This window comes from Photobacterium sp. HL06 (assembly GCF_059552575.1).
In genome coordinates this window covers 447,476-470,740 of sequence record NZ_CM183914.1, presented here as the reverse complement: position 1 = coordinate 470,740, position 23,265 = coordinate 447,476, and the positions used below count along the sequence as shown (strand labels likewise).

The 23,265-nt window shown below is 49.8% G+C and carries 15 protein-coding genes; 5 read left to right on the top strand and 10 right to left on the bottom strand.

All coding sequences use genetic code 11. From position 1 onward, the window contains the following. Window positions 1-61 precede the first annotated feature (61 nt). The 3 genes from AC51G0_RS02245 to AC51G0_RS02235 all read right to left on the bottom strand — a co-directional run bounded on the left by AC51G0_RS02245 (window position 62) and on the right by AC51G0_RS02235 (window position 2,217). Entirely contained in the window at window positions 62-1,291 is a 1,230-nt protein-coding gene (locus tag AC51G0_RS02245; protein WP_496300508.1) for an ammonium transporter, read from the bottom strand. Between the two features lie 27 nt (window positions 1,292-1,318). After that, a complete protein-coding gene (locus AC51G0_RS02240) occupies window positions 1,319-1,657 on the bottom strand; it encodes a P-II family nitrogen regulator (protein WP_036832809.1) in 339 nt (112 codons plus the stop codon). A gap of 191 nt (window positions 1,658-1,848) precedes the next feature. Continuing rightward, window positions 1,849-2,217, bottom strand: a complete 369-nt coding sequence (locus tag AC51G0_RS02235; RefSeq protein WP_496300507.1) for a YacL family protein — start codon at window positions 2,215-2,217, stop codon at window positions 1,849-1,851. Window positions 2,218-2,373: 156 nt separating this feature from the next. Here AC51G0_RS02235 and AC51G0_RS02230 point away from each other — a divergent pair, with 156 nt between their 5' ends. The 3 genes from AC51G0_RS02230 to AC51G0_RS02220 all read left to right on the top strand — a co-directional run bounded on the left by AC51G0_RS02230 (window position 2,374) and on the right by AC51G0_RS02220 (window position 6,077). Next, a complete protein-coding gene (locus tag AC51G0_RS02230) occupies window positions 2,374-3,528 on the top strand; it encodes a sugar diacid recognition domain-containing protein (protein ID WP_496300506.1) in 1,155 nt (384 codons plus the stop codon). Between the two features lie 121 nt (window positions 3,529-3,649). After that, the gene (locus tag AC51G0_RS02225) at window positions 3,650-4,915 is read left to right on the top strand and encodes a GntP family permease (RefSeq protein WP_496301847.1); all 1,266 of its coding nucleotides are present in this window, start codon (window positions 3,650-3,652) and stop codon (window positions 4,913-4,915) included. Between the two features lie 25 nt (window positions 4,916-4,940). Then, window positions 4,941-6,077 (top strand): glycerate kinase, encoded by a 1,137-nt coding sequence (locus tag AC51G0_RS02220; protein ID WP_496300505.1) that lies wholly within the window; start codon window positions 4,941-4,943, stop codon window positions 6,075-6,077. A gap of 219 nt (window positions 6,078-6,296) precedes the next feature. Here the strand turns inward: AC51G0_RS02220 and acnB are convergent, their stop codons facing one another. Both acnB and AC51G0_RS02210 read right to left on the bottom strand, forming a co-directional pair. Further along, window positions 6,297-8,894 (bottom strand): bifunctional aconitate hydratase 2/2-methylisocitrate dehydratase, encoded by a 2,598-nt coding sequence (acnB, locus tag AC51G0_RS02215; protein ID WP_496300504.1) that lies wholly within the window; start codon window positions 8,892-8,894, stop codon window positions 6,297-6,299. Between the two features lie 233 nt (window positions 8,895-9,127). After that, window positions 9,128-11,347 (bottom strand): patatin-like phospholipase family protein, encoded by a 2,220-nt coding sequence (locus AC51G0_RS02210; RefSeq protein ID WP_496300503.1) that lies wholly within the window; start codon window positions 11,345-11,347, stop codon window positions 9,128-9,130. Between the two features lie 158 nt (window positions 11,348-11,505). On the opposite strand from AC51G0_RS02210, the gene AC51G0_RS02205 reads away from it, so the two are divergent. After that, the gene (locus tag AC51G0_RS02205) at window positions 11,506-13,422 is read left to right on the top strand and encodes a methyl-accepting chemotaxis protein (protein WP_496300502.1); all 1,917 of its coding nucleotides are present in this window, start codon (window positions 11,506-11,508) and stop codon (window positions 13,420-13,422) included. 294 nt (window positions 13,423-13,716) lie between these two features. On the opposite strand, the gene lpdA is transcribed toward AC51G0_RS02205, so the two are convergent. The 5 genes from lpdA to ampD all read right to left on the bottom strand — a co-directional run bounded on the left by lpdA (window position 13,717) and on the right by ampD (window position 21,617). After that, window positions 13,717-15,147, bottom strand: coding sequence for a dihydrolipoyl dehydrogenase (lpdA, locus tag AC51G0_RS02200; protein ID WP_496301846.1), 1,431 nt, complete (start codon window positions 15,145-15,147; stop codon window positions 13,717-13,719). A 197-nt stretch (window positions 15,148-15,344) separates the two neighbouring features. Beyond that, window positions 15,345-17,222, bottom strand: a complete 1,878-nt coding sequence (aceF, locus tag AC51G0_RS02195; RefSeq protein ID WP_496300501.1) for a pyruvate dehydrogenase complex dihydrolipoyllysine-residue acetyltransferase — start codon at window positions 17,220-17,222, stop codon at window positions 15,345-15,347. Between the two features lie 13 nt (window positions 17,223-17,235). Beyond that, window positions 17,236-19,914, bottom strand: a complete 2,679-nt coding sequence (aceE, locus tag AC51G0_RS02190; protein ID WP_496300500.1) for a pyruvate dehydrogenase (acetyl-transferring), homodimeric type — start codon at window positions 19,912-19,914, stop codon at window positions 17,236-17,238. Window positions 19,915-19,996: 82 nt separating this feature from the next. After that, window positions 19,997-20,770 carry a pyruvate dehydrogenase complex transcriptional repressor PdhR gene (gene pdhR / locus AC51G0_RS02185; RefSeq protein WP_496300499.1) on the bottom strand — a complete coding sequence of 258 codons (774 nt, stop codon included), beginning with the start codon at window positions 20,768-20,770 and terminating at the stop codon, window positions 19,997-19,999. Window positions 20,771-21,062: 292 nt separating this feature from the next. Further along, window positions 21,063-21,617: a 1,6-anhydro-N-acetylmuramyl-L-alanine amidase AmpD gene (ampD, locus tag AC51G0_RS02180; RefSeq protein WP_496300498.1), complete on the bottom strand. Its 555-nt coding sequence runs from the start codon at window positions 21,615-21,617 to the stop codon at window positions 21,063-21,065. 318 nt (window positions 21,618-21,935) lie between these two features. Here ampD and nadC point away from each other — a divergent pair, with 318 nt between their 5' ends. Next, entirely contained in the window at window positions 21,936-22,823 is an 888-nt protein-coding gene (gene nadC / locus AC51G0_RS02175) for a carboxylating nicotinate-nucleotide diphosphorylase (RefSeq protein WP_496301844.1), read from the top strand. Window positions 22,824-23,265: the final 442 nt, after the last annotated feature.

Below are 23,265 nucleotides of genomic sequence, written 5' to 3'. Positions count from 1 at the left end.
ATCTAAATATATGTTACAAGTTTCTTAATCGTTTCTTCACACCAAAAATCAACCACTAAGGTTATTTAACGCTAACAAACTCAGGGTAAGCATCAATACCACAGTCGTGTAAATCCATCCCTGCCATCTCTTCTTCTTCTGTTACACGGATGCCCATCGTGGCTTTCAATACCGCCCAAACCGCAAAGCTTGTCGCAAATACCCAGCCAAAGATAACTGCTGCACCGAGTAGCTGAGCACCAAATGTTGCATCACCATTGCTAAACGGAACAACCATCAGGCCAAAGAAACCACACACACCGTGTACCGAGATTGCACCAACCGGATCATCAATTTTGATTTTATCCAGGCCGATAATGCTAAAGACAACCAGCGCACCCGCTACGACACCGATAACCACAGCTGCCATTGGTGACGGAGATAACGGATCAGCTGTAATCGCCACCAAGCCTGCCAGTGCACCATTGAGCACCATGGTCAAATCCGCTTTACCCCAGGTTGTTTTACACACTGCCAACGCTGCAATCGCACCAGCTGCGGCGGCGGCGTTAGTATTGAGGAAAATCTGGCCTACTGCAGTAGCATTTTCAAAGTCTGACACCATCAGCTGAGAACCGCCGTTGAAACCGAACCAGCCGAACCAAAGGATAAAGGTACCCAGGGTTGCCAATGGCATGTTTGAACCAGGGATCGGGTTGATTGAACCGTTCTTACCGTATTTGCCTTTACGGGCACCCAGTAGTAGCACACCTGCCAACGCTGCTGCTGCACCTGCCATGTGGACGATACCTGAGCCTGCAAAGTCGCTGAATCCTGCTTCTGACAGGAAGCCGCCACCCCAGGTCCAGTAACCTTCCATTGGGTAGATAAAGGCCGTCAAAATGACTGAGAAAATGAGGAACGACCATAACTTCATGCGCTCTGCCACTGCACCTGATACCACCGACATCGCCGTTGCAACAAACACCACCTGGAAGAAGAAGTCAGATTCCAGCGAGTGATCAGCACCTTCCGCCTGCGAACCAATCAAAGTACCAATCGATGGTAGCCAGCCACCCTCACCGTTGTCGACGTACATAATGTTGTAGCCCACCACCAAATACATGGTACAGGCGATGGCATACAGGCAAATGTTTTTAGTTAAAATCTCAGTGGTATTCTTTGAACGAACGAGGCCCGCTTCGAGCATGGCAAAGCCTGCCGCCATCCACATCACCAATGCCCCTGACATCAAGAAAAAGAATGTATCGAGTGCGTAGCGCAGCTCTGTTACCGTTGTTGATAGTTCCATGGTCATCATCCCCTACTCATCCAATTCTTATAAGGCTTCTAAATCTGTTTCACCGGTACGGATCCGCACGGCATGATCAAGGTCGTAGACAAAAATCTTACCGTCACCAATTTTGCCGGTTTGGGCCGCTTTTGAAATGGCATCCACAATGGCATCCAAGTTGTCAGCCTGAGTTGCAATTTCCAGCTTCACTTTGGGTAGAAAATCCACCTGGTATTCCGCGCCACGGTACAGCTCGGTATGACCTTTCTGGCGGCCAAATCCCTTAACCTCAGATACCGTCATACCTTCGACACCAACATCTGCCAGCGCTTCACGAACATCATCCAACTTGAATGGTTTTATGATTGCATTTATCAATTTCATCGACTGCTCCTTACCTTTAAAATTCCTTCCCGATTACAGTTGATTAACAAACAAGCTTTATGCCAACTTTTTATACTCTTATAATTCAGTAGCTTATGTTTTTTCGGTAAAAAAACGAAAAAGGGCCGCACCTTTATGGTGCAGCCCTTTCACTGAAAAGAAGCAAGTTTTAGTTAATTGCGAGGATCGGGTTAAAAACGGGTCACAAATGCACGCCAGGCATGCAACATCTGCTCAAGATCTTCAAAACCACACAGCGACATACATTCGTCATCGTAGAAATTCATGTCTTCATCGAGCTCGGTATCGTCTTCAGAAAACAGGTAGTTAGCCTGAACCAAGGCTTCGTTATCCTCCAGGCTCAAGGTAAGATCCTCACCCATCAGCCGCCATTCCCGGGTGCTGTTTTTTAACGCACCAATTTGAGCCAAAATGGTATCAATCTTGTCAAAATCTTTGCCCACTTCCTCGATCAGCCAACGGCCCAGCGCTTCATGGCCCATTGAAAATATCGCGTGATAGCTACCGTCCAGGGTATTTTTCTTAAATTCGTAGTCCATAGCTATCCTCAATCATCTGCATTCCGTATCCAGCATCTTGATAAGCTTGATACAATAATAGTGACGTCACGAGGCACCTTCACATTGGCCGGTTTACAGGTATTGTCCTGTGCCTATCGTAACAAAGTCCGCACATTTTCAGGATCTGGAACCAGAATGCAACTAAATGCCACTATCGCCCGGCAGATTGTCGAACGGGCCATGAAAATCATCAGCTATTCCGTCAATGTGATGGATGAGCATGGCAGGATCATTGGCTCAGGCGATCCGGCCCGCCTTAACCAGCGCCACGAAGGGGCTATCCTGGCACTTAACGATAACCGGGTTGTCGAGATTGACTCCGCCACGGCCCTGCAGCTAAAAGGGGTAAAACCCGGTATCAACCTACCGATCGTGTTTCAGGCCCAGACTATTGGTATCGTCGGCATCTCCGGGGAACCCGATCAGGTCCGTCACTATGGTGAACTGGTCAAAATGACCGCCGAGCTAATTGTTGAACAGATCGCCCAGGTGCAATGGAACAAACGTCACCGGGAGGAGCTGGTCTTGCAGCTGATCCAGGGCTCTGAACTCAATGAAAGCCAGCTGCTTTCTATTGCTGAACGGCTCAACCTGGATCTGTCCCAACCACGTATCGCTGCGATTGTTAAAGTATTCCCTAAGCAAGGGGAAAACTTATCGCTTGAACACCTCCAGCACCTAGTTCACCTGCTTGAATATCCCGAGCGTGACAACCTGGTCGGCATCGCCTCCGTCTCGATGAATGAGGTGGTGGTACTCAAACCTATCTCACTAGAGGCCGATGGCTGGTCAAAATCGCTGGAGCAAAAACGCATAAACAAACTGCTTCGGCGGATCGCCAAGGAAGGCAGCTTTACGGTCCATATCGCACTGGGCGATTACTTCCCCACCCTGCAGGGCCTGTCAAAATCCTATATGACAGCAAAAGCAACACAGGAAAGCCATTCCGGCCATTCAACCGGAAAGAACGAAGTGATGTTCTACCAGGACCATATCCTGCCGGTGCTACTCAGCGCAGTCAAAAATGACAGCTGGCGCTATGAGCAGCTCTGCCAGCCATTACAAAAGCTGAAACAAAATGACCCTCGTGGCATATTGCTAAAAACCCTCAAGGTATTTTTTGTTCAAAATTGTGATTTAGCTCAAACCTGCGAAGCCTTACATATTCACCGCAATACCCTGCGTTACCGCCTGGAAAAGATAGAACAGGAAACATCATTAAAAATCAGTAATATAAGTGATAAAACCCGGCTGTATCTTGCAGTGATCAATCAACCTGAAAACTTATAAATTGTGCAAATGCACAAAAAATAAGTTGTTGAGTGATAATAATTTGTCACCTCGCCCAAAGCTTCTTTAGCCATTACTGAGTACATTTTCCGCCATCGTATTACTTTAAATGATTTGAATGATGGTAGAAGTATCAACCCTAGGGGCACTGGCTGCGCTGGTCGTCGCAATATCGCTAATATTGAAAAAAGTCCCGCCCGCTTACGGCATGATCATCGGTGCCCTAGTCGGGGGGATCGTCGGTGGTGTATCACTTACCGACACCGTCAGCCTAATGATTGGCGGTGCCCAGGGCATTGTTACCGCGGTGCTACGTATCCTTGCCGCAGGCGTGTTGGCCGGGGTATTGATTGAATCCGGTGCGGCCACTTCCATCGCTGAGACCATAGTCAAAAAAGTCGGTGAGACCCGTGCCTTGCTGGCGCTGGCTATCGCGACCATGATCCTGACTGCCGTCGGTGTCTTCGTTGACGTCGCTGTCATCACCGTTGCACCAATTGCCCTGGCTATTGCCCGCCGTGCCGATCTATCAAAAATGGCCATTTTGCTGGCAATGATCGGTGGGGGTAAAGCAGGTAACGTGATGTCTCCCAACCCAAATGCTATTGCCGCCTCCGATGCCTTCAACGTCCCGCTGACATCCGTCATGGCTGCCGGTGTGATCCCGGGCCTGTGCGGAATGATCCTGGCCTACTTCATTGCCAAGAAACTGGTTAACAAAGGCAGCAAGGTAGAAGCCCACGAAGTTGTGGCTGTTGATCACAGCCGTCTGCCAAGCTTCGGCGCCGCCATTGTGGCCCCGCTAATAGCTATTGCACTGCTGGCCCTTCGCCCGATTGCCGGGATCAATGTCGATCCACTAATTGCCCTTCCTCTGGGTGGCCTAGTCGGTGCTGTGGTGATGGGTCGCTTCCGCGATGCCAACCACTTTGCGGTATCGGGCCTGAGCCGTATGGCGCCTGTGGCAGTCATGCTGTTAGGTACAGGTACCCTCGCTGGCATCATTGCCAACTCTGGCCTCAAAGACGGGTTGATTGATGTACTCACCGCATCTGGCCTGCCATCTTACCTGCTAGCGCCAATCTCAGGCTCAATGATGGCCCTGGCCACCGCATCAACAACAGCCGGTACTGCTGTTGCTTCCAGCGTGTTCAGCCACACTATCCTTGAGTTGGGTGTACCTGCCCTAGCCGGCGCAGCTATGATCCATGCAGGTGCCACAGTACTTGACCACATGCCGCATGGCAGCTTCTTCCATGCGACAGGCGGTGCCGTGCACATGGATATTAAAGAGCGCTTGAAACTTATCCCCTATGAGTCTGCCGTCGGTCTGATGATCGCAATAGTCTCAACCCTAATATTCGGTGTCTTCGGCCTGTTCATTTAAGCGGCTTCCCAAGAGGTTTATCAACATGAAAATTATTATTGCCCCAGATTCATACAAAGAAAGTCTAACGGCGATGGAAGTAGCAACTGCGATTGAAGCCGGTTTCCGCCAGGTACTGCCAGATGCGGAATATCACAAGCTACCTATGGCCGATGGCGGTGAAGGCACCGTACAGTCGCTGGTCGATGCCACCGATGGCTCAATTATCGAGCAGCGCGTAACAGGGCCGCTAGGCAAGCAGGTTGATGGTTTCTACGGTTTGATGGGCGACGGCAAGACCGCAATTATCGAGATGGCGGCCGCCTCAGGGTTGCACCTGGTTACGCCAGAGCAACGCAATCCGCTCCTCACCACCACATTCGGTACCGGTGAACTGATCAAGGCAGCCCTCGATAAAGGGGTGGAGCATATTATTGTTGGTATCGGCGGCAGTGCAACGAACGATGGTGGGATCGGGATGGCACAGGCGCTTGGTATCAAAATGCAGGATGCCAAGGGGAATGAGATAGGCTACGGCGGTGGCGAGCTAGCCCGCCTGGCACACATCGACACCCGCAGTGTTGATCCTCGCCTGGCCAAAATCAAACTTGAGGTTGCTTGCGATGTCGATAACCCACTATGTGGGCCCAAAGGTGCCGCTCACGTGTTTGGCCCGCAAAAAGGGGCAACACCGGAGATGGTCAAACAGCTTGATGCCAACCTTGCCCATTATGCCGAGATCATCAATAACCAGCAGGATCGAGATGTGAAAGAGATGGCTGGCGCAGGTGCTGCTGGCGGTCTGGGCGCGGCACTGCTTGGCCTGCTAGATGCCAGCCTTCGCCCAGGTATCGACATTGTCATGGATGCGGTCAACCTTACCGATATCGTTGCGGATGCCGATCTGGTGATCACAGGTGAAGGCCGTATTGATAGCCAGACTATCCACGGCAAAACCCCTATTGGTGTGGCCCGCACGGCGAAGAAGTTCCACACCCCAGTGATCGGTATCGCCGGATGCCTGTCTGATGATTGTGATGTGGTTTATGATCATGGTATTGATGCGGTATTCAGCGTTGTGCCCCGTGCGATGGAGCTGGCAGACGCCCTTGATGAAGCGGCGTTCAATGTCCAGATGACCGCGCGAAATGTCGCCGCGATGCTGACGGTGGGAAAGCGGTAACTAGTTTCTAGTTTCTAGTTTCTAGTTTCTAGTTTCTAGTTTCTAGTTTCTAGTTTCTAGTTTCTAGTTTCTAGTTTCTAGTTTCTAGTTTCTAGTTTCTACAGGATTTAGTAAGAGAAAAAGGGTAAGTCAAAAGCTGACTTACCCTTTTTTATATTGAAACGCGAGTATCAGACTTTACCTAGGTCCTGCTTTTCCCAGAACCTGTTCTTCCGGCTCTTAAACCGCCGCCTGAATAATCACTTCATCCGCTTTCTTGGTATAACTATCCATACGGTGGAAGTTCAAGTAACGGTAAGTATCGGCTGCCGTTGCATCGATTTGCTTCGCGTACTCCAGGTACTCTTCCATGGTCGGGATACGACCAAGAATCGCACCCACCGCAGCAAGCTCTGCCGATGACAGGTAAACATTGGCTCCGGTACCCAGGCGGTTCGGGAAGTTACGGGTCGAGGTCGACATAACCGTCGCTTCATCGGCAACACGTGCCTGGTTACCCATACATAGCGAACAGCCCGGAGTTTCAATACGAACCCCTGCACGGCCAAAGATACCGTAGTACCCTTCTTCCGTTAGCTGATCTTTATCCATCTTCGTTGGCGGTGCCACCCACAGGCGGGTATCTAGCTGGCCACCGAACTTCTCAAGCAGTTTACCTGCCGCACGGAAGTGGCCGATGTTCGTCATACAAGAACCGATGAAGACTTCATTAATTTCTGTACCCTGAACATCAGACAGCAGGCGAGCATCATCCGGATCGTTTGGCGCACAAAGGATCGGTTGAGTAATGTCAGCCAGATCAATTTCGATAACATGAGCGTACTCAGCATCTTTGTCCGCTTCCATCAGCTCTGGATTTGCCAGCCATTCTTCCATCGCAGTAATACGACGCTCGATAGTACGGCGATCACCATAACCTTCAGAGATCATCCACTTCAGCATCACGATGTTGGAGTTTAGGTACTCGGCAATGGATTCTTCAGATAGCTTAACGGTACAACCCGCCGCACTACGCTCTGCCGATGCATCAGACAGTTCGAATGCCTGTTCAACCGTTAGGTGCTCAACACCTTCGATTTCCAGTACGCGGCCAGAGAATTCATTGATCTTGCCCGCTTTCTCAACCGTTAGCAGACCTTGCTGAATGGCATAGTAAGGGATCGCATGAACCAGATCACGCAGGGTGATCCCTTCTTGCATGTCGCCTTTAAAGCGAACCAAGATAGATTCAGGCATATCAAGCGGCATCACACCGGTTGCTGCTGCAAAGGCTACCAAGCCAGAGCCAGCCGGGAACGAAATACCCAGCGGGAAACGGGTGTGCGAATCACCACCGGTACCGACGGTATCAGGCAGTAGCATTCGGTTTAACCAAGAGTGAATAACACCATCACCCGGACGTAGGGCAACACCACCACGGTTCATGATGAAATCAGGCAGCGTATGGTGGGTGTTCACATCGATTGGTTTTGGATAGGCCGACGTATGGCAGAATGACTGCATGGTCAGCTCGGCAGAGAAGCCAAGGCACGCCAAGTCTTTCAGCTCATCACGGGTCATAGGGCCGGTAGTATCCTGGGAGCCGACGGTGGTCATCTTAGGCTCACAGTAGGTGCCAGGGCGGATCCCCTCAACACCACACGCCTTACCGACCATCTTCTGCGCAAGGCTGTAGCCTTTACCCGTGTCAGCAACTTCGCCAGGGCGACGGAATACATCAGATGACGGCAAGCCTAGCGACTGGCGAGCACGATCAGTCAGGCCACGGCCAATGATCAGCGGAATACGGCCACCGGCACGGACTTCGTCAATCAGGACATCAGTTTTCAATGCAAAGGTAGAGACGACGTCATCACTGTCATGACGGCGTACTTCACCTTTGAATGGGTAAACATCAATCACATCACCCATATTCAGCGCAGTAACATCCACTTCGATAGGCAGTGCACCTGCATCTTCCATGGTGTTAAAGAAGATTGGAGCAATTTTGCCACCCAGTACATAACCGCCAGCGCGCTTATTCGGTACATTAGGGATATCATCACCCATGAACCACAGCACGGAGTTAGTCGCCGACTTACGTGATGAACCAGTACCGACAACATCACCAACGTAAACTAGCTGGTGGCCTTTTGTTTTCAGTGCTTCAATTTGGTTAATCGGACCAATGGAACCATGCTGATCAGGTTTAATACCGTCACGGTCATTTTTCAGCATTGCCAAGGCATGGAGCGGGATATCCGGGCGCGACCAGGCATCAGGTGCCGGAGACAAGTCATCAGTGTTTGTCTCGCCTGTTACCTTAAATACGGTCAGCGTGATTTTCTCTGCCAGTTCAGGCTTCGACAGGAACCACTCAGCATCAGCCCATGACTGAATAACTTGCTTGGCAAAGTCATTACCTGCTTTGGCTTTCTCTTCCACATCGTAGAAAGCATCGAACATTAGCAGGGTATGGGAAAGTGCCTTAACGGCGATAGGAGCAAGTTCGGCATCATCAAGAAGGGAGATCAGGGGTTCGATGTTGTAACCACCTTGCATGGTACCCAGTAGTTCAGCTGCTTTCTCTTTGCTGACAATGGGTGATGCCGCTTCACCTTTGGTTAGTGCAGCCAGGAAGCCAGCTTTTACATAGGCAGCTTCATCAACACCAGGGGGAATACGGTTTTCTAATAGATCCAGCAGGAAGGCTTCTTCACCCGCTGGTGGATTTTTCAGGAGCTCAACCAGAGCGGCAACCTGCTCAGCATCGAGTGGTTTAGCAACAACTCCTTCTGCAGCACGTTCTTCGACGTGTTTACGGTAGGCTTCAAGCACGACATATTCCTCTTATTTCGGTTTAGCCTAGTGGCCAAACATCCTTGGAAGTGATTGATCTGCTCCTGCACAGTGCGCCCTATTATTCTTCTAACTAAGACACCGTTACATGCAGTAGAGACCAAAACCGTTCAATCAGCATACCATTTTTAACTTAAAATTAAAATCCACCCTCTTTTCACAACATTCACACTTTCAGCATAAGTATGACCTAGCCCTCTACGACTTTAGCCTCACAGTGCCCCTCCAAAGAACAAATAAATGGCATTATTACTCTGCTCGGTCTGACCGTAAGCAAGAATTAAAGGGCCTAACGGGGTGGTAATACCGGAAAATAGACTGCCAGCAAAATACAGCGGTGCCTCATTAAACGAGAGATCACTATTGTTATACACGCCCCCCCACTCTATGGAGCTGCCAACATACACTGTCGATTTGAACAGGCCGAAGTCCTGATCCAGCAAGTGATAGCGGTACACCAGTGCGGTGAATAATTTGTTGTTGCCAGACATACTGTTTTTCGGGATCCCCGAAAGATTCAGAAACCCACCGATCTCTTTGGGGTCTCGCCGCAAGTCTAAATCCGACTGAATGCGCCCCACCTCAGCTTTCCCCATCAAGGTATGCTCACCAATGGTATAAGCACCTTTCCACAGGGCATCCAGATGGAAGGACAAATCCGTCTCCCTTATTCCCAAAAAATCACGGGTATCATCCGATGCAGCAAGCTCAATCTGGAACAGGTTTCCCCGTTTCGGTAAGGTGAAGTCATCAAGGGTATCGAGGCTATAGTTCATGTAGCCAACCCGGCTTCTCCACGACATTTCACCAAGGTCAATAAGGCCAGGGAACTCTGTATCCCCGTCGATATAGCGGAAACCCAGCCTAAATTCATGCCACAGTTGCGGCTGCCAACCAAATGAGACATCAAAGGTCATATCGCTAAAAGTCGCAGGTAGAAACTCATCAATGGTTTCCAGGCTTGGCTCTTCATTTAAATCCGTTAAGTTCTTATCGGCGAAGTTATATTCCGCAGAAACCAGGCTAAACCACTCCTGATCTTTAATGAACGGCAGGTACATCTCGGTTGCAATCCGTTTATCTGTACCGTACTCCAGCTCGGTACGCCATTCAGCGCCCGCCTGGCTAAGCCCGGTAATATTAAACGCCGCCCCTATCGAATAGTCGGTGCTATTTTCAAAATCGTCTTCCAGTGCAAAGCGAAGATCAATAAAGTTAGGCCCCCAGCTCTTTTCCTTTACCTCCAGCAGCACAATGTTTTCGCCACCTTCGTTCTGAATCCGGTAATCAATACGCTCAAAGCGATCCAGGGCATACAGGTTACGCACACTCTCAGCTAGCTCTTCTGAACTGATCTTGGCGCCCGATTCAAGATCTAAACGGTCTAGCAATACTTGATCTGAATAATGGCTATTGTTGACCAACTGTATGTCATCGATCCTCTGCTCATCGAGGTGATTGAGTGAACGGCGCTTGCGCTGCTTGCCGTCGATGTATGCCTGGTACCAAGACGAACCACCCAGTGCTTGCAGCTGCCCTTCCAGCGCCATGGTCGCAATATAGCCGCTCTCAAATGCAGCTGGCATTCGTTGGAAGTCAGCGGTTTTGATCCCCCGGATATTAGGGCGGATCAGCACATCTTTGTCGGTCAGCTGCTTTATCTGGCGAGTCGCGTTATCCCGTACCATGAAGTCGGTTAGCTGATCCATCACCGCGAAATAGTTATTCAACTCATCGCGCTGTTTAAACTCATTACTGATATCAACAGCAATCACGATATCAGCGCCCATCGCTTTGACGACAGAAACAGGCAGGTTATTAGTGATCCCACCATCAACCAACAACTTGTCTTCGAGCTCCATCGGTGGCAGCACCCCAGGGATCGACATACTGGCCTGCATCACCTCGGCCAGATCGCCCTTATCCAAGACCACTGGCTCAAGGTTTTCGATATCGGTCGCAACAGCCCTATAGGGGATTGGCAAATGATTGAAGCTCTTCATCGTCGGTAGGTTACCCGACGTCGAGCGCAGGATTTCCCCCATGATCTGCCCCTGTACGAATCCTCTTGGTACCTTCAACTCCCAAAAGTCAAAACCGATCTCACTGTTAACCTGGTATCGGTCTTCCTGCTGCTTCTCCCTGACACGGCGATCGCTGCGCTGTACCCGATCTTTGTAGCCACTCTCCCAGTCAACGGTAGTAAGTAAGGCCTCTATTTCATCTGCACTCATTCCCGTTGCATACAGGCCGCCAACATAGGCTCCCATGCTGGTGCCAACGATGTAATCAACTGGGATCTGCATATCTTCCAGCGCCTTGAGCACCCCAATATGGGCAGCGCCTTTAGCTCCCCCGCCACCAAGCACAACGCCGACTTTCGGCCTTTCTGATGCAGACGCAAATGCAAAAGCAGTTCCTGAAAAAGGCATTATCACTATTGAGAGTATTATCACTAAAGTTATGTAACGGATCGGCAGATAAACACTCAAAGAGAGATTTTTAACTGATGGCTTTAGTCGGGTCATTGGCTACTTTATCCGTGAACGATCGGTTCGTTCATTACTATATCTATAAGCAGTTAAACATTATGAAGCTCAACCAGTTCACTATAAAACAAAAACTGATCATGGCGATGGTCCTCGCCGTGCTCGCCTCAACCATACTCGTTGGTGCAATTGGCCAAAACCAAGCCCGCAACGTGGTAGAACACCGTTTACTTGAATCGGAACTACCAGCAACGCTGATGCAGATCCGCAACAACATCGACAAAGAAGTCTCATTGCTACAATCTGCTGCGCAGCAGCTGGCAACTACCCGCTTTATCACAGACATGTATAAAGAGAGTGGCCGCCCCCTTCAGGAAGAGAAGCTGATTCAACAGCTTAATGATATCAGAACTCAGTACAACCTGTTTGATGCGTCAGTAGCTGACCGCTCGACTGGCAACTACTGGAACCAAAATGGTTTTCTTCGCCGCCTGAACCAGCAGCAAGACAGCTGGTTCTTCGGTTTCACCGGCAGCGGCAACGCCAACATGCTTAATGTATTCCAGGAGGCAAACGGTGAGGTTAAGTTGTTTGTAAACTACCAGCAACTGCACGGGCGCGGTATGGCCGGCCTGTCCAAATCAATGGACGAAATGGTACGTTTCATCAACCAGTTCAAACTCGAGCAGAGCGGCTATGTTTACCTGACCGACGCCAATGGCTTAGTTCGCCTACATAAAGACAGCCGAAAGATGGGCAGCAGTGATCTGGCTAAGCTCTATGGTGCCGATATTGCCCGCCAGCTACTGAGCAAAGACGACTTCAATGTTGCAGAATCGACAATCAATGGCAACGATACCCTGATTGCCACCAGCTATATCCCGTCGATGGAATGGTATGTGGTTGCCGAGCTGCCAAAAGAAGAAGCCTTTGCCGGCCTGAACCAGGCCCGTAGCCAGATCATGATCTGGACGGCAGCTATCGCCGCACTTTTCGTGCTGCTGGCGATTTGGCTGGGAAGTAATATCACCCGCCCTATCACACGCTTGGCTTCCGTATTCAAAGATCTGGGAGAAGGTGAAGGTGATCTGCGCCACCGCATTGAGATCGAAGGCAAAGATGAAATTGCCCAGCTGTCGGCAGGCTTTAACAGCTTTATCAGCAAAATCCATTACTCGGTAAAAGAAGTCGCCGAGACTGGAAACTCACTGCGTAATGCCGCAGAGTCGGTGGCATCTCAGGCCCAGCAGACCTTGGATAACAGCCACAGCCAGCGTGATCGCACTATTCAGGTTGTCACTGCAATCAACCAAATGGGGGCAACCGTTAACGAAATTGCCGGAAATGCCGCCCACGCTGCCGATGCCGCCCATAACGCTGAATCCGAAACCCAGAGCGGCCAGGCAGTCGTCGGGCAAGCACGCGACAGCATTAACCAGCTATCGAATGATGTGTCACAAGTCAGTGAGGTGATCGAGTCACTGGCTAACAACACCCAGGCCATTGGCAGTATCTTAGATGTGATCCGTGGCATTTCAGAGCAAACCAACCTACTGGCGCTCAATGCCGCCATTGAGGCCGCCCGCGCCGGCGAGCAAGGTCGTGGTTTTGCGGTTGTGGCTGACGAAGTAAGGGGCCTGGCAAGCAGGACGGCTGATTCGACAGATGAGATCCAGAACATGATCAATCGCTTGCAGGAAGAAGCGAGTAACGCTGTGAATGCGATGGTACAGAGCCGCCAGCTGACATCAGATGGTGTATCGGCGGCTGATGAAGCCTCAGGCGCATTGGTTTCAATTGCTGATCGTATCACCCTGATTTCAGATATGAATACCCAGGTGGCAACGGCAACCGAAGAGCAATCGACTGTGGTGAATGACATCAACTGCAATATCGAAGAAATCAACGAGACTACCCAGCGCACGGCCGATACGGCAACTGAGCTGGCACAATCGAGCCAGGAGCTGCGTGAGTTATCGAAACGCCTGGATGATATGGTGGGGACGTTTAGACTTTAAGAGCGGAAGCGAGATGCGGGTTACGCTTCGCTTCGGGAAGCGGGAGGAGAGCTTTGGCTCTCCTTTCTTTTTTAGGAGCACTAGATCCTGGATCCTGTGATCCTACAAGCAGAATTCCCGAGCCATCATTTGATATCAACAACTACTCAAATCTGACTACCCATAGGGCCTCAGGGCCATAGAACCGCTCTTACCGCTTTTATCCAGGAACCAGAATCTAGGATCCAGTCTCCGCCCCCAAACGCAAAAAAGCGCCCTAAGGCGCTTTTTTCATATCAGCTTTAGCGACAAGAATTACTTCTTACGCTTAACCGCTTTTGCGTTTGGCAGGTCAGTGATAGAACCTTCAAACACTTCAGCAGCCAGGCCAACAGACTCGTGCAGAGTCGGGTGAGCGTGGATAGTCAGTGCGATGTCTTCTGCATCACAGCCCATCTCGATCGCCAGGCCGATTTCGCCTAGAAGCTCACCACCGTTAGTACCTACGATAGCACCACCGATCACACGGTGCGTGTCTTTGTCGAAGATCATCTTCGTCATACCGTCAGCACAGTCAGAAGCGATTGCACGGCCAGAGGCTGCCCATGGGAAAGTTGCAACTTCGTAGTTGATACCTTCTGCTTTTGCTTCTTTCTCTGTCTTACCAACCCATGCCACTTCTGGCTCAGTGTAAGCAATTGAAGGAATAACTTTAGGATCGAAGTAGTGCTTCTTACCAGAGATAACTTCAGCCGCTACGTGGCCTTCATGCACACCTTTGTGAGCAAGCATTGGCTGGCCAACGATGTCACCGATAGCGTGGATGTGAGGTACGTTAGTACGCATCTGCTTATCAACGTTGATGAAACCGCGCTCGTCAACTTCAATGCCAGCTTTCTCTGCATCAAGCAGCTTACCGTTTGGTACACGGCCGATAGCAACAAGAACCGCATCGTAACGTACAGGCTCAGCTGGTGCTTTCTTGCCTTCCATTGAAACGTAGATACCGTCTTCTTTCGCTTCAACAGCCGTTACTTTGGTTTCCAGCATCAGGTTGAATTTCTTCTTGATGCGCTTGGTGAACACACGAACGATGTCTTTGTCAGCTGCAGGGATCACCTGATCGAACATTTCAACAACGTCGATCTGAGAACCTAGTGAGTGGTAAACCGTACCCATTTCCAGGCCGATGATACCGCCACCCATAACAAGTAGCTTCTCAGGTACTTCTTTCAGCTCAAGTGCATCTGTAGAGTCCCAGATACGTGGGTCTTCATGCGGAATGAATGGCAGTTCGATTGGACGAGAGCCTGCAGCAACAATCGCATTGTCGAAGCTAACCGTCGTCTGACCGTCTTCGCCTTCAACAACAATCGTGTTAGGACCAGTAAATTTACCGTAACCGTTAACCACGTTAACTTTACGCATCTTAGCCATACCGCCAAGACCGCCAGTTAGCTGAGTGATTACTTTGTCTTTCCAAACGCGGATCTTGTTGATGTCTGTTTGCGGCTCGCCGAATACAACACCGTGATCAGCCATCGCTTTTGCTTCTTCGATAACTTTAGCTACGTGAAGCAGCGCCTTCGATGGGATACAACCCACGTTCAGACATACGCCACCTAGGGTGCTGTATTTTTCGATTAGAACCGTCTCTAGACCTAAGTCTGCGCAGCGGAATGCCGCAGAGTAACCAGCAGGGCCTGAACCCAACACCACTACCTGGGCTTTAATTTCTTTACTCATCATGACCTCGTTGTAAGTCTTTTATCCCTAACAGGCTATCAGGTAAGTTGTACTTATTTGCTTTGTACATTCTTCTTTCAGATTGCCAACAAGTTTACAGACCTGTTAACAAAGTGAAAAGTATATTGCCATAGCCTGTGAGCTACACAACAATTCCATGTCTGCTGTTGCAGACATGGCGTTGCGGATGTGAAACCTTAAAGCACCAAACGGCGGATATCAGATAGACAGCCGTTTAGGTAAGTAATGAAGCGCGCACCTTCAGCACCGTCGATCACGCGGTGATCGTAAGACAGTGATAGAGGAAGCATTAGGCGAGGTTCGAAGTCCTTGCCGTTCCATACTGGTTTCATTTCAGACTTAGATACGCCAAGGATACCTACTTCTGGTGCATTCACGATTGGTGTGAATGCAGTACCACCCAAGCCGCCAAGGCTAGAGATAGTGAAACAGCCACCCTGCATATCTGCAGCAGTTAGCTTACCAGCACGTGCTTTCTTCGATACAGCCATTAGCTCTTCAGATAGCTCGTAGATACCTTTTTTGTTCACGTCTTTGAAGACAGGAACAACTAGGCCATTCGGCGTATCAACAGCAATACCCACGTTCACGTACTTCTTCAGAATTAGGTTTTCACCGTCTTCAGATAGAGAAGAGTTGAATGCTGGGAATGCTTCAAGCGCTTTAGCTACAGCTTTCATGATGAACACAAGTGGTGTGATCTTCATGCCTGAATCTTTCTTCGCTTCAATCGCGTTCTGCTCTTTACGGAATGCTTCCAGAGCTGTGATGTCTGCGTTGTCCCACTGTGTAACGTGAGGGATCATTACCCAGTTACGGTGCAGGTTAGCGCCAGAGATCTTCTTGATGCGAGATAGCGGTTTAGTTTCAGTCTCACCAAACTTGCTGAAATCAACTTTTGGCCATGGTAGTAGGCCAAGTGCAGAACCGTCACCTTTGCCAGATGCCGCAGCACCAGACTCAAGACGCTTAAGCGCTTCTTTAACGAAGTTCTGTACATCTTCTTTCAGGATGCGCTGCTTACGGCCAGTACCTTTAACTTTCGCAAGGTTTACACCGAATTCACGCGCAAGACGGCGAACAACTGGAGACGCGTGAGCGTACTCGTTGTTTGCTTCAAATTCGCCAGTTGCCGCAGGAGCCGCTGCTTTTGCAGGCGCTGCCGTTGGTGCTGGAGCCGCCGCTGCCGGAGCAGGTGCCGCTGCAACTGCGCCAGCCACCGGGGTGCCGGCCACTTCGAATACCATGATCAGTGAACCAGTCGACACTTTGTCACCAGCTGCGATCTTGATTTCTTTAACCGTACCTGCGAATGGTGCAGGAACTTCCATTGAAGCCTTGTCACCTTCAACAGTGATAAGAGACTGCTCTTCTTCCACTGTATCGCCAACAGCAACCATGATTTCAGTAACTTCTACTTCATCACCGCCGATGTCCGGTACGTTTACATCTTTTGCTACCGATGCTGCTGGCGCTGCCGCCGGAGCTGCTGCTGCCACGGGTGCTGCTGCCGGAGCAGAACCTGCCGTTTCGAAGATCATAATTAGAGAGCCAGTCGATACTTTATCGCCTGCCGCTACTTTGATCTCTTTTAGGGTACCCGCGAATGGCGCTGGTACTTCCATAGATGCTTTGTCGCCTTCAACAGTAAGAAGAGACTGCTCTTCTTCAATGCTGTCGCCGATAGCAACCATAATTTCAGTTACTTCTACTTCATCGCCACCGATATCCGGTACGTGAACTTCTTTAAGCTCAGCGGCCGCAGGAGCTGCTGCAACAGGTGCCGCCGCTTCAACTGCAGGAGCTGGCGCAGCTGCTGCGCCTTCCGCTTCAAAGATCATAATTAGAGAACCGGTAGAAACCTTGTCGCCTTCAGCGATTTTGATTTCTTTAACGATACCCGCCTGAGAAGCTGGTACTTCCATAGAAGCCTTGTCGCCTTCTACAGTGATCAGAGACTGTTCTTCTTCAACCTTGTCGCCAACGCTAACAAGAATCTCAGTTACTTCAACCTCGTCCGCACCGATGTCAGGTACATTAATTTCGATTGCCATGTGTTATTGCCTCTTACGCGTATAGCGGGTTGATCTTGTCAGCGTCGATGTTGAATTTAGCAATAGCTTCAGCTACTACCGATTTCTCAACATCACCACGGTTAGCCAGTTCAGTTAGCGCTGCTACAACGACGTAGCCTGCGTTAACTTCGAAGTGACGACGTAGGTTCTCACGGCTGTCAGAACGACCGAAACCATCAGTACCAAGAACTTTGAAAGACTCAGACGGCATGAATGCACGTACTTGCTCTGCGTAGTTCTTCATGTAGTCAGTTGCTGCGATTGCAGGTTCAGTACCCATTACAGATGTGATGTAAGCTACTTTCTGCTCAGCTTCTGGGTGTAGCATGTTGAAACGCTCAACATCCTGACCGTCACGTGTTAGCTCGTTGAAAGAGGTAACAGAGTAAATGTCAGAAGCTACGCCGTAGTCGTCGCTCAGGATCTGTGCCGCTTTGCGTACTTCGTTCATGATAGTACCAGAGCTCATCAGCTGAACTTTTCGCTCTTTTGCAGACTCTGTGCCCGCGTAAGATTCTAGCTTGTAGATACCCTTACGGATGCCTTCTTCAGCGCCTTCAGGCATTGCTGGCATTGCGTAGTTTTCGTTCATTACCGTTAGGTAGTAGAACACGTTCTCTTGGTTCTCACCGTACATGCGACGGATACCGTCTTGCATGATTACCGCAAGCTCGTAAGCAAACGTTGGGTCGTAAGAGACACAGTTAGGAATTGTGTTCGCCAGAACATGAGAGTGACCATCTTCGTGCTGTAGACCTTCACCATTCAGCGTTGTACGACCTGCAGTAGCACCAAGTAAGAAACCACGTGCTTGTTGGTCACCTGCTAGCCATGCCATGTCACCAACACGTTGGAAACCGAACATTGAGTAGTAGATGTAGAATGGGATCATTGGCAGATCGTTGGTGCTGTACGACGTTGCAGCAGCAACCCAAGATGCCATTGAGCCAAGCTCGTTGATACCTTCTTGCAGAACCTGACCAGACGTTGCTTCTTTGTAGTAAGAAACCACACCGCGGTCTTCTGGCGTGTACTCTTGACCGTGCGGGTTATAGATACCAACCTGACGGAACAGACCTTCCATACCAAAGGTACGTGCTTCATCACAGATGATTGGTACGATGTTCTTACCGATACTTTTATCTTTCAGTAAGATATTTAGCGTACGTACATAAGCCATCGTCGTAGAGATATCACGCTTCTGTTCACCTAGTAGAGGGGCGAAATCTTCTAGCTCAGGCACCTTAAATTCTTGTGTGAACTTAGGCAGACGCTTAGGCGTGTAACCGTGTAGAGCATTACGACGAGCGTGCAGGTAGTTGTACTCTGCAGAACCTTCTTCCAGCTTCAAGTATGGAAGAGACTTCATTTCTTCATCAGAAACCACGTCTTGTAGGCCTAGGCGATCACGTAGGTGCTGAACATGCGTCATGTCCATTTTCTTAACACCGTGTGCGATGTTCTTACCTTCCGCTGCATCACCCATACCGTAACCTTTAACTGTCTTAGCTAGGATTACTGTTGGCTTGCCGTCGGTTTCTTTTGCATTATTAAATGCCGCAAATAGTTTCGAAGAATCGTGACCACCACGCTTAAGTTCGAAGATTTGCTCATCAGTCATATCTGCAACTAGTGCAGCTGTTTCTGGGTATTTACCAAAGAAGTGCTCACGTACGTAGGCGCCATCTTTAGATTTGAATGTCTGGTAGTCACCATCGATAGTTTCATTCATTAGCTGAAGAAGCTTACCGGTTGTGTCTTTCGCTAGTAGCGCATCCCAGTTGTTACCCCAAACCACTTTAACCACATTCCAGCCAGCACCTTTAAATAGGCCTTCTAGCTCTTGAATGATTTTGCCGTTACCCATAACAGGGCCATCTAGGCGCTGCAGGTTACAGTTGATTAGGAAACATAGGTTATCTAGCTTCTCACGTGCAGCGAAAGAAATCGCACCGCGTGATTCTGGCTCATCCATCTCACCGTCACCCAGGAACGCATATACGCGCTGAGCAGTAGTGTCCTTAAGGCCACGACCTGAAAGGTACTTCAGGAAACGAGCTTGATAGATAGCTGAGATAGGGCCAAGACCCATAGATACAGTCGGGAACTGCCAGAACTCAGGCATTAGTTTAGGGTGCGGGTATGAAGGGATACCTTTGCCATCAACTTCTTGACGGAAGTTGTCTAGCTGCTCTTCAGTCAGGCGGCCTTCAACAAATGCACGAGAATAGATACCTGGAGAGATGTGGCCCTGGTAGTAAACCAAATCGCCGCCATCAACTTCGTTTGGAGCACGGAAGAAGTGGTTGAAACATACTTCGTAGAAGGCAGAAGCAGACTGGTAAGAAGCCATGTGGCCACCCAGGTCTAAATCTTTCTTAGAAGCACGTAGTACGATCATGATTGCGTTCCAACGGATGATGGAACGGATACGACGCTCAAGAGTAGTATCACCAGGATACGCAGGCTCTTGTGCAGCTGGAATCGTATTGATGTAGTTAGTAGTCATGCCCGTTGGCATATCTACACCGTCTAAACGCGCTTTATCCAATACTTGCTCAAGCAGGTACTGTGCACGCTCTACACCTTCTTCACGAACGACTGATTCAAGAGCTTCTAGCCACTCTTGAGTTTCAAGTACGTCAACGTCATTTTTCATGACTTCAGACATGCGATCTATCCTTTCGTTGATAATCTACAAAACTAACAATGTCGCGACTGTTTACTACCTGCCTCGGCTTATATGAGGGGTATTAATCCAGCCCGTCCTTGCGTTGTTGAATCCGACGAAGAGAGCGTTCACGTCTGCTATCTTCACGCGATAAATCCAACAGGGTTTCCTCGATATAAGCCAAATGTGCATGCGATGCTTCACGGGCTTTTTCTGGCTCACCAGAAACAATCGCTTGCACAATATTGGCTCGATGCTTTCGCACCTTCCCCACCACTTCTGGGCGGCGGTTCAGGAGCTCAAAGTTTTGTAATACGTTTTGCTCAAGCAAAGGGGCAAGGCTGCGGATGATATGAAGCAGTACCACGTTATGGGCGGATTCGGTCACCGCAATCAGGTACTGCATTACCGCGCTGGCTTCGGCTTTGATGTCGCCTTGCTGCTGAGCGTCTTGTATCCGTGTATGGCAGTCACGGATACGAGTGAAATCTTCTTCGTTGCCTCGCAATGCCGCGTAATACGCAGCCAGGCCTTCAAGGGCGTGGCGAGACTCAAGTAAATCTAGCTGGGCTTCCGGATAGGCGCCGAGCAAATCCAGCAGCGGCTCAGAAAAACTCTGCCATAGTTTTTCGGTCACAAAGGTGCCGCCCCCCTGACGTCGGGTCAGGAGGTTTTTGGCTTCAAGGCGCTGGATAGCTTCTCGTACAGAAGGGCGTGAAACGTCGAATTGCTTGGCCAGCTCGCGCTCAGGCGGCAGCTGCTGACCCGGAGACAGGGTGCCTTCCAGGATCAGGCGCTCTATTTCCTGCTCGATGGCATCGGAGAGCTTGGGTTGGCGAATTCGTTTATAAGTCATTTTTTTCGTTATGCTTCTTGTACTTATAGCGTTTCGGGAAATCCGCGATGCGGATAATTGGTATTACCAATTCATTTGTGGGAGGAAAGTTTACAGAAATAATCAAAGATGTCCACTGGCAACTTGACAGAAATCATAGAATGGAGGGGGATTTAACAAAAATTTCAACTTATGAAAACTTGTTAAAGCAGCGTGGATACTATTCATTAACAGTAAAGAAAGGAAATAAGGGCAAGATAACCTTTAATGGTCTGACCAATTTGGGTCAATCAGTTTCTCACCCCTTTGGTGGCTATTTTTTAACCAGGCCAGTTTTAAACGCCCGCCAGTCAAAAGCCAAACCGGGATCAGTTTTTCGCCCCGGCGCAATAAACTCATGGCCGGTGATCCGAGAAGCAGTGATGTCAGGGTAACGCTTTGTAATAACCCGGGTCAGCTCAGTGAGCATGTCATACTGAGCCTGGGTATAAGGGAGGGTGTCCGTTCCTTCCAGTTCTATACCAATAGAATAATCATTGCACTTGTCACGGCCTGCAAATTGCGACACTCCTGCATGCCAGGCGCGACAGTCAAACGGTACGAACTGGATAATATCGCCATTTCGTCTAATTAAACAGTGAGCAGAGACACGAAAGCCTGAAATTAACCCGAAATAGGGATGTTCCTCCGGGTCCAACCGGCCAGTAAAGAGCTGTTCGATATACGGCCCGCCAAACTGCCCCGGCGGCAGGCTGATGTTGTGCACCACCAGCAGGGAAATATCTGTTGAATCAGGCCGTTGGTCGTAGAATGGCGAAGGGACATGTTTGACCCCTTCAAGCCAGTGGGTGTTATTGATTGTTAACATTTCTTAATAAGTCCTGTGGTCCTGTGGTCCTGTGGTCCTGTGGTCCTGTGGTCCTGTGGTCCTGTGGTCCTGTGGTCCTGTGGTCCTGTGGTCCTGCTAGCAGGATTCTAACCCATTACAATTATGCCAAGCTTTTCCATCGCTTCCATAGGGCCATAGGGCCATAGGGCCACTTTTACACCTTAGTACCACTTTCTCCCGCTTCCCGCCTCTCGCTTCCCGCTTCATCTCAGGGTATGATCTATCCCATTATAAACGCGGGAGCTATTCCCCTATTCTCCAGCAGCTCAACCTTGCTACGGATATGTCATGACTCAGATGGAAAAGAAGCACGACAGCGAATCGCGCTTAAACTACTTAAAGCAGCAACTCCCAACCGAAATTACCCGTGCCGTCGCCGATACCTTGCGTGAAGATCTGGGCGGCACTATCGATCCTACCCTGGATGTCACCGCCAGCCTGATCCCTGCCGACAGCCAGGGTGTCGCCACGATCATTACCCGCGAGCACGGTATCTTCTGCGGCCAGATGTGGGCCGAGGAAGTGTTCAAGCAGCTCGGTGGCGAAGTGACTATCGAGTGGCATGTCCAGGATGGCGAAGCGGTTGAGCCGAACCAAACACTATGCACCCTGAGCGGCCCATCCCGTATTTTGCTAACGGGCGAGCGCAATGCGATGAACTTCATCCAGACCCTGTCGGGCTGTGCAACAACAACCGCTGAATATGTTAAGCAGCTGGAAGGCACCCATACTCGCCTGCTCGATACCCGCAAAACCGTTCCGGGCCTGCGCAGCGCACTGAAATATGCCGTGACCTGCGGCGGCGGCTACAACCACCGTATTGGTGCGTTCGATGCCTACCTGATTAAAGAAAATCACATTATTGCCTGTGGTGGGATTGAAGCGGCTATCACTACTGCCAAGGCGCTGAACCCTGGCAAGCCGGTGGAAATCGAAACCGAGTCTCTGGATGAGCTGCAACAGGCGATTGATGCCGGGGCGGATATTATTATGCTCGATAACTTTACTACCGAGATGATGCGCGAAGCGGTGAAAATCAATGCTGGCCGGGCGGCGCTGGAGAACTCTGGTAATGTGACGCTGGAAACTATTCGTGAGTTTGCACAGACGGGTGTGGACTATATTTCGGTGGGTGCGCTGACTAAGCATCTGAAGGCGATGGATTTGTCGATGCGGTTTAAGTAACAGCGGTCCTAGGGGAAAGAGCGGCCCTGGGGCTGCTCTTTTGTTCTAGCGATATTTTTTAATGCCTTCCTTTATTACTCGAAACTCGCCTCTTAAAACTCTGCACTAAATTTTGCTCTTCCTAGGAACTGCTTCTCCTAGGTCCAAGGACCGACTTTACCCATAAAACCATAGGACCATAGGACCATAGGACCATAGGACCATAGGACCATAGGACCATAGGACCATAGGACCATAGGACCAAAATAAGTCTTTTCCCCAAACCCTCAACACCTTTCTTCCAAGCTCCTGAAACTTGTAAAACTATTCCCTCTCCCCATGCAACGTGCCATAACCTGATAATTTAATTAATAAAAATTGCGTTTTTCGCCGCCCATCAATATGCAACAAATGCAATATTGGTGAGTTTATTTCACACTGCGTCGAGTAATCATTTGTAGCT

What these genes read in the sequence shown, in the direction of transcription:
- AC51G0_RS02220 (WP_496300505.1), top strand. Translation starts at nt 4,941, where the DNA reads ATGAAAATTATTATTGCCCCAGATTCATACAAAGAAAGTCTAACGGCG.
- AC51G0_RS02205 (WP_496300502.1), top strand. Translation starts at nt 11,506, where the DNA reads ATGAAGCTCAACCAGTTCACTATAAAACAAAAACTGATCATGGCGATG.
- aceF (WP_496300501.1), bottom strand. Translation starts at nt 17,222, where the DNA reads ATGGCAATCGAAATTAATGTACCTGACATCGGTGCGGACGAGGTTGAA.
- pdhR (WP_496300499.1), bottom strand. Translation starts at nt 20,770, where the DNA reads ATGACTTATAAACGAATTCGCCAACCCAAGCTCTCCGATGCCATCGAG.
- AC51G0_RS02240 (WP_036832809.1), bottom strand. Translation starts at nt 1,657, where the DNA reads ATGAAATTGATAAATGCAATCATAAAACCATTCAAGTTGGATGATGTT.
- aceE (WP_496300500.1), bottom strand. Translation starts at nt 19,914, where the DNA reads ATGTCTGAAGTCATGAAAAATGACGTTGACGTACTTGAAACTCAAGAG.
- lpdA (WP_496301846.1), bottom strand. Translation starts at nt 15,147, where the DNA reads ATGAGTAAAGAAATTAAAGCCCAGGTAGTGGTGTTGGGTTCAGGCCCT.
- AC51G0_RS02245 (WP_496300508.1), bottom strand. Translation starts at nt 1,291, where the DNA reads ATGGAACTATCAACAACGGTAACAGAGCTGCGCTACGCACTCGATACA.
- AC51G0_RS02210 (WP_496300503.1), bottom strand. Translation starts at nt 11,347, where the DNA reads ATGCCTTTTTCAGGAACTGCTTTTGCATTTGCGTCTGCATCAGAAAGG.
- AC51G0_RS02225 (WP_496301847.1), top strand. Translation starts at nt 3,650, where the DNA reads ATGGTAGAAGTATCAACCCTAGGGGCACTGGCTGCGCTGGTCGTCGCA.
- nadC (WP_496301844.1), top strand. Translation starts at nt 21,936, where the DNA reads ATGGAAAAGAAGCACGACAGCGAATCGCGCTTAAACTACTTAAAGCAG.
- AC51G0_RS02235 (WP_496300507.1), bottom strand. Translation starts at nt 2,217, where the DNA reads ATGGACTACGAATTTAAGAAAAATACCCTGGACGGTAGCTATCACGCG.
- AC51G0_RS02230 (WP_496300506.1), top strand. Translation starts at nt 2,374, where the DNA reads ATGCAACTAAATGCCACTATCGCCCGGCAGATTGTCGAACGGGCCATG.
- ampD (WP_496300498.1), bottom strand. Translation starts at nt 21,617, where the DNA reads ATGTTAACAATCAATAACACCCACTGGCTTGAAGGGGTCAAACATGTC.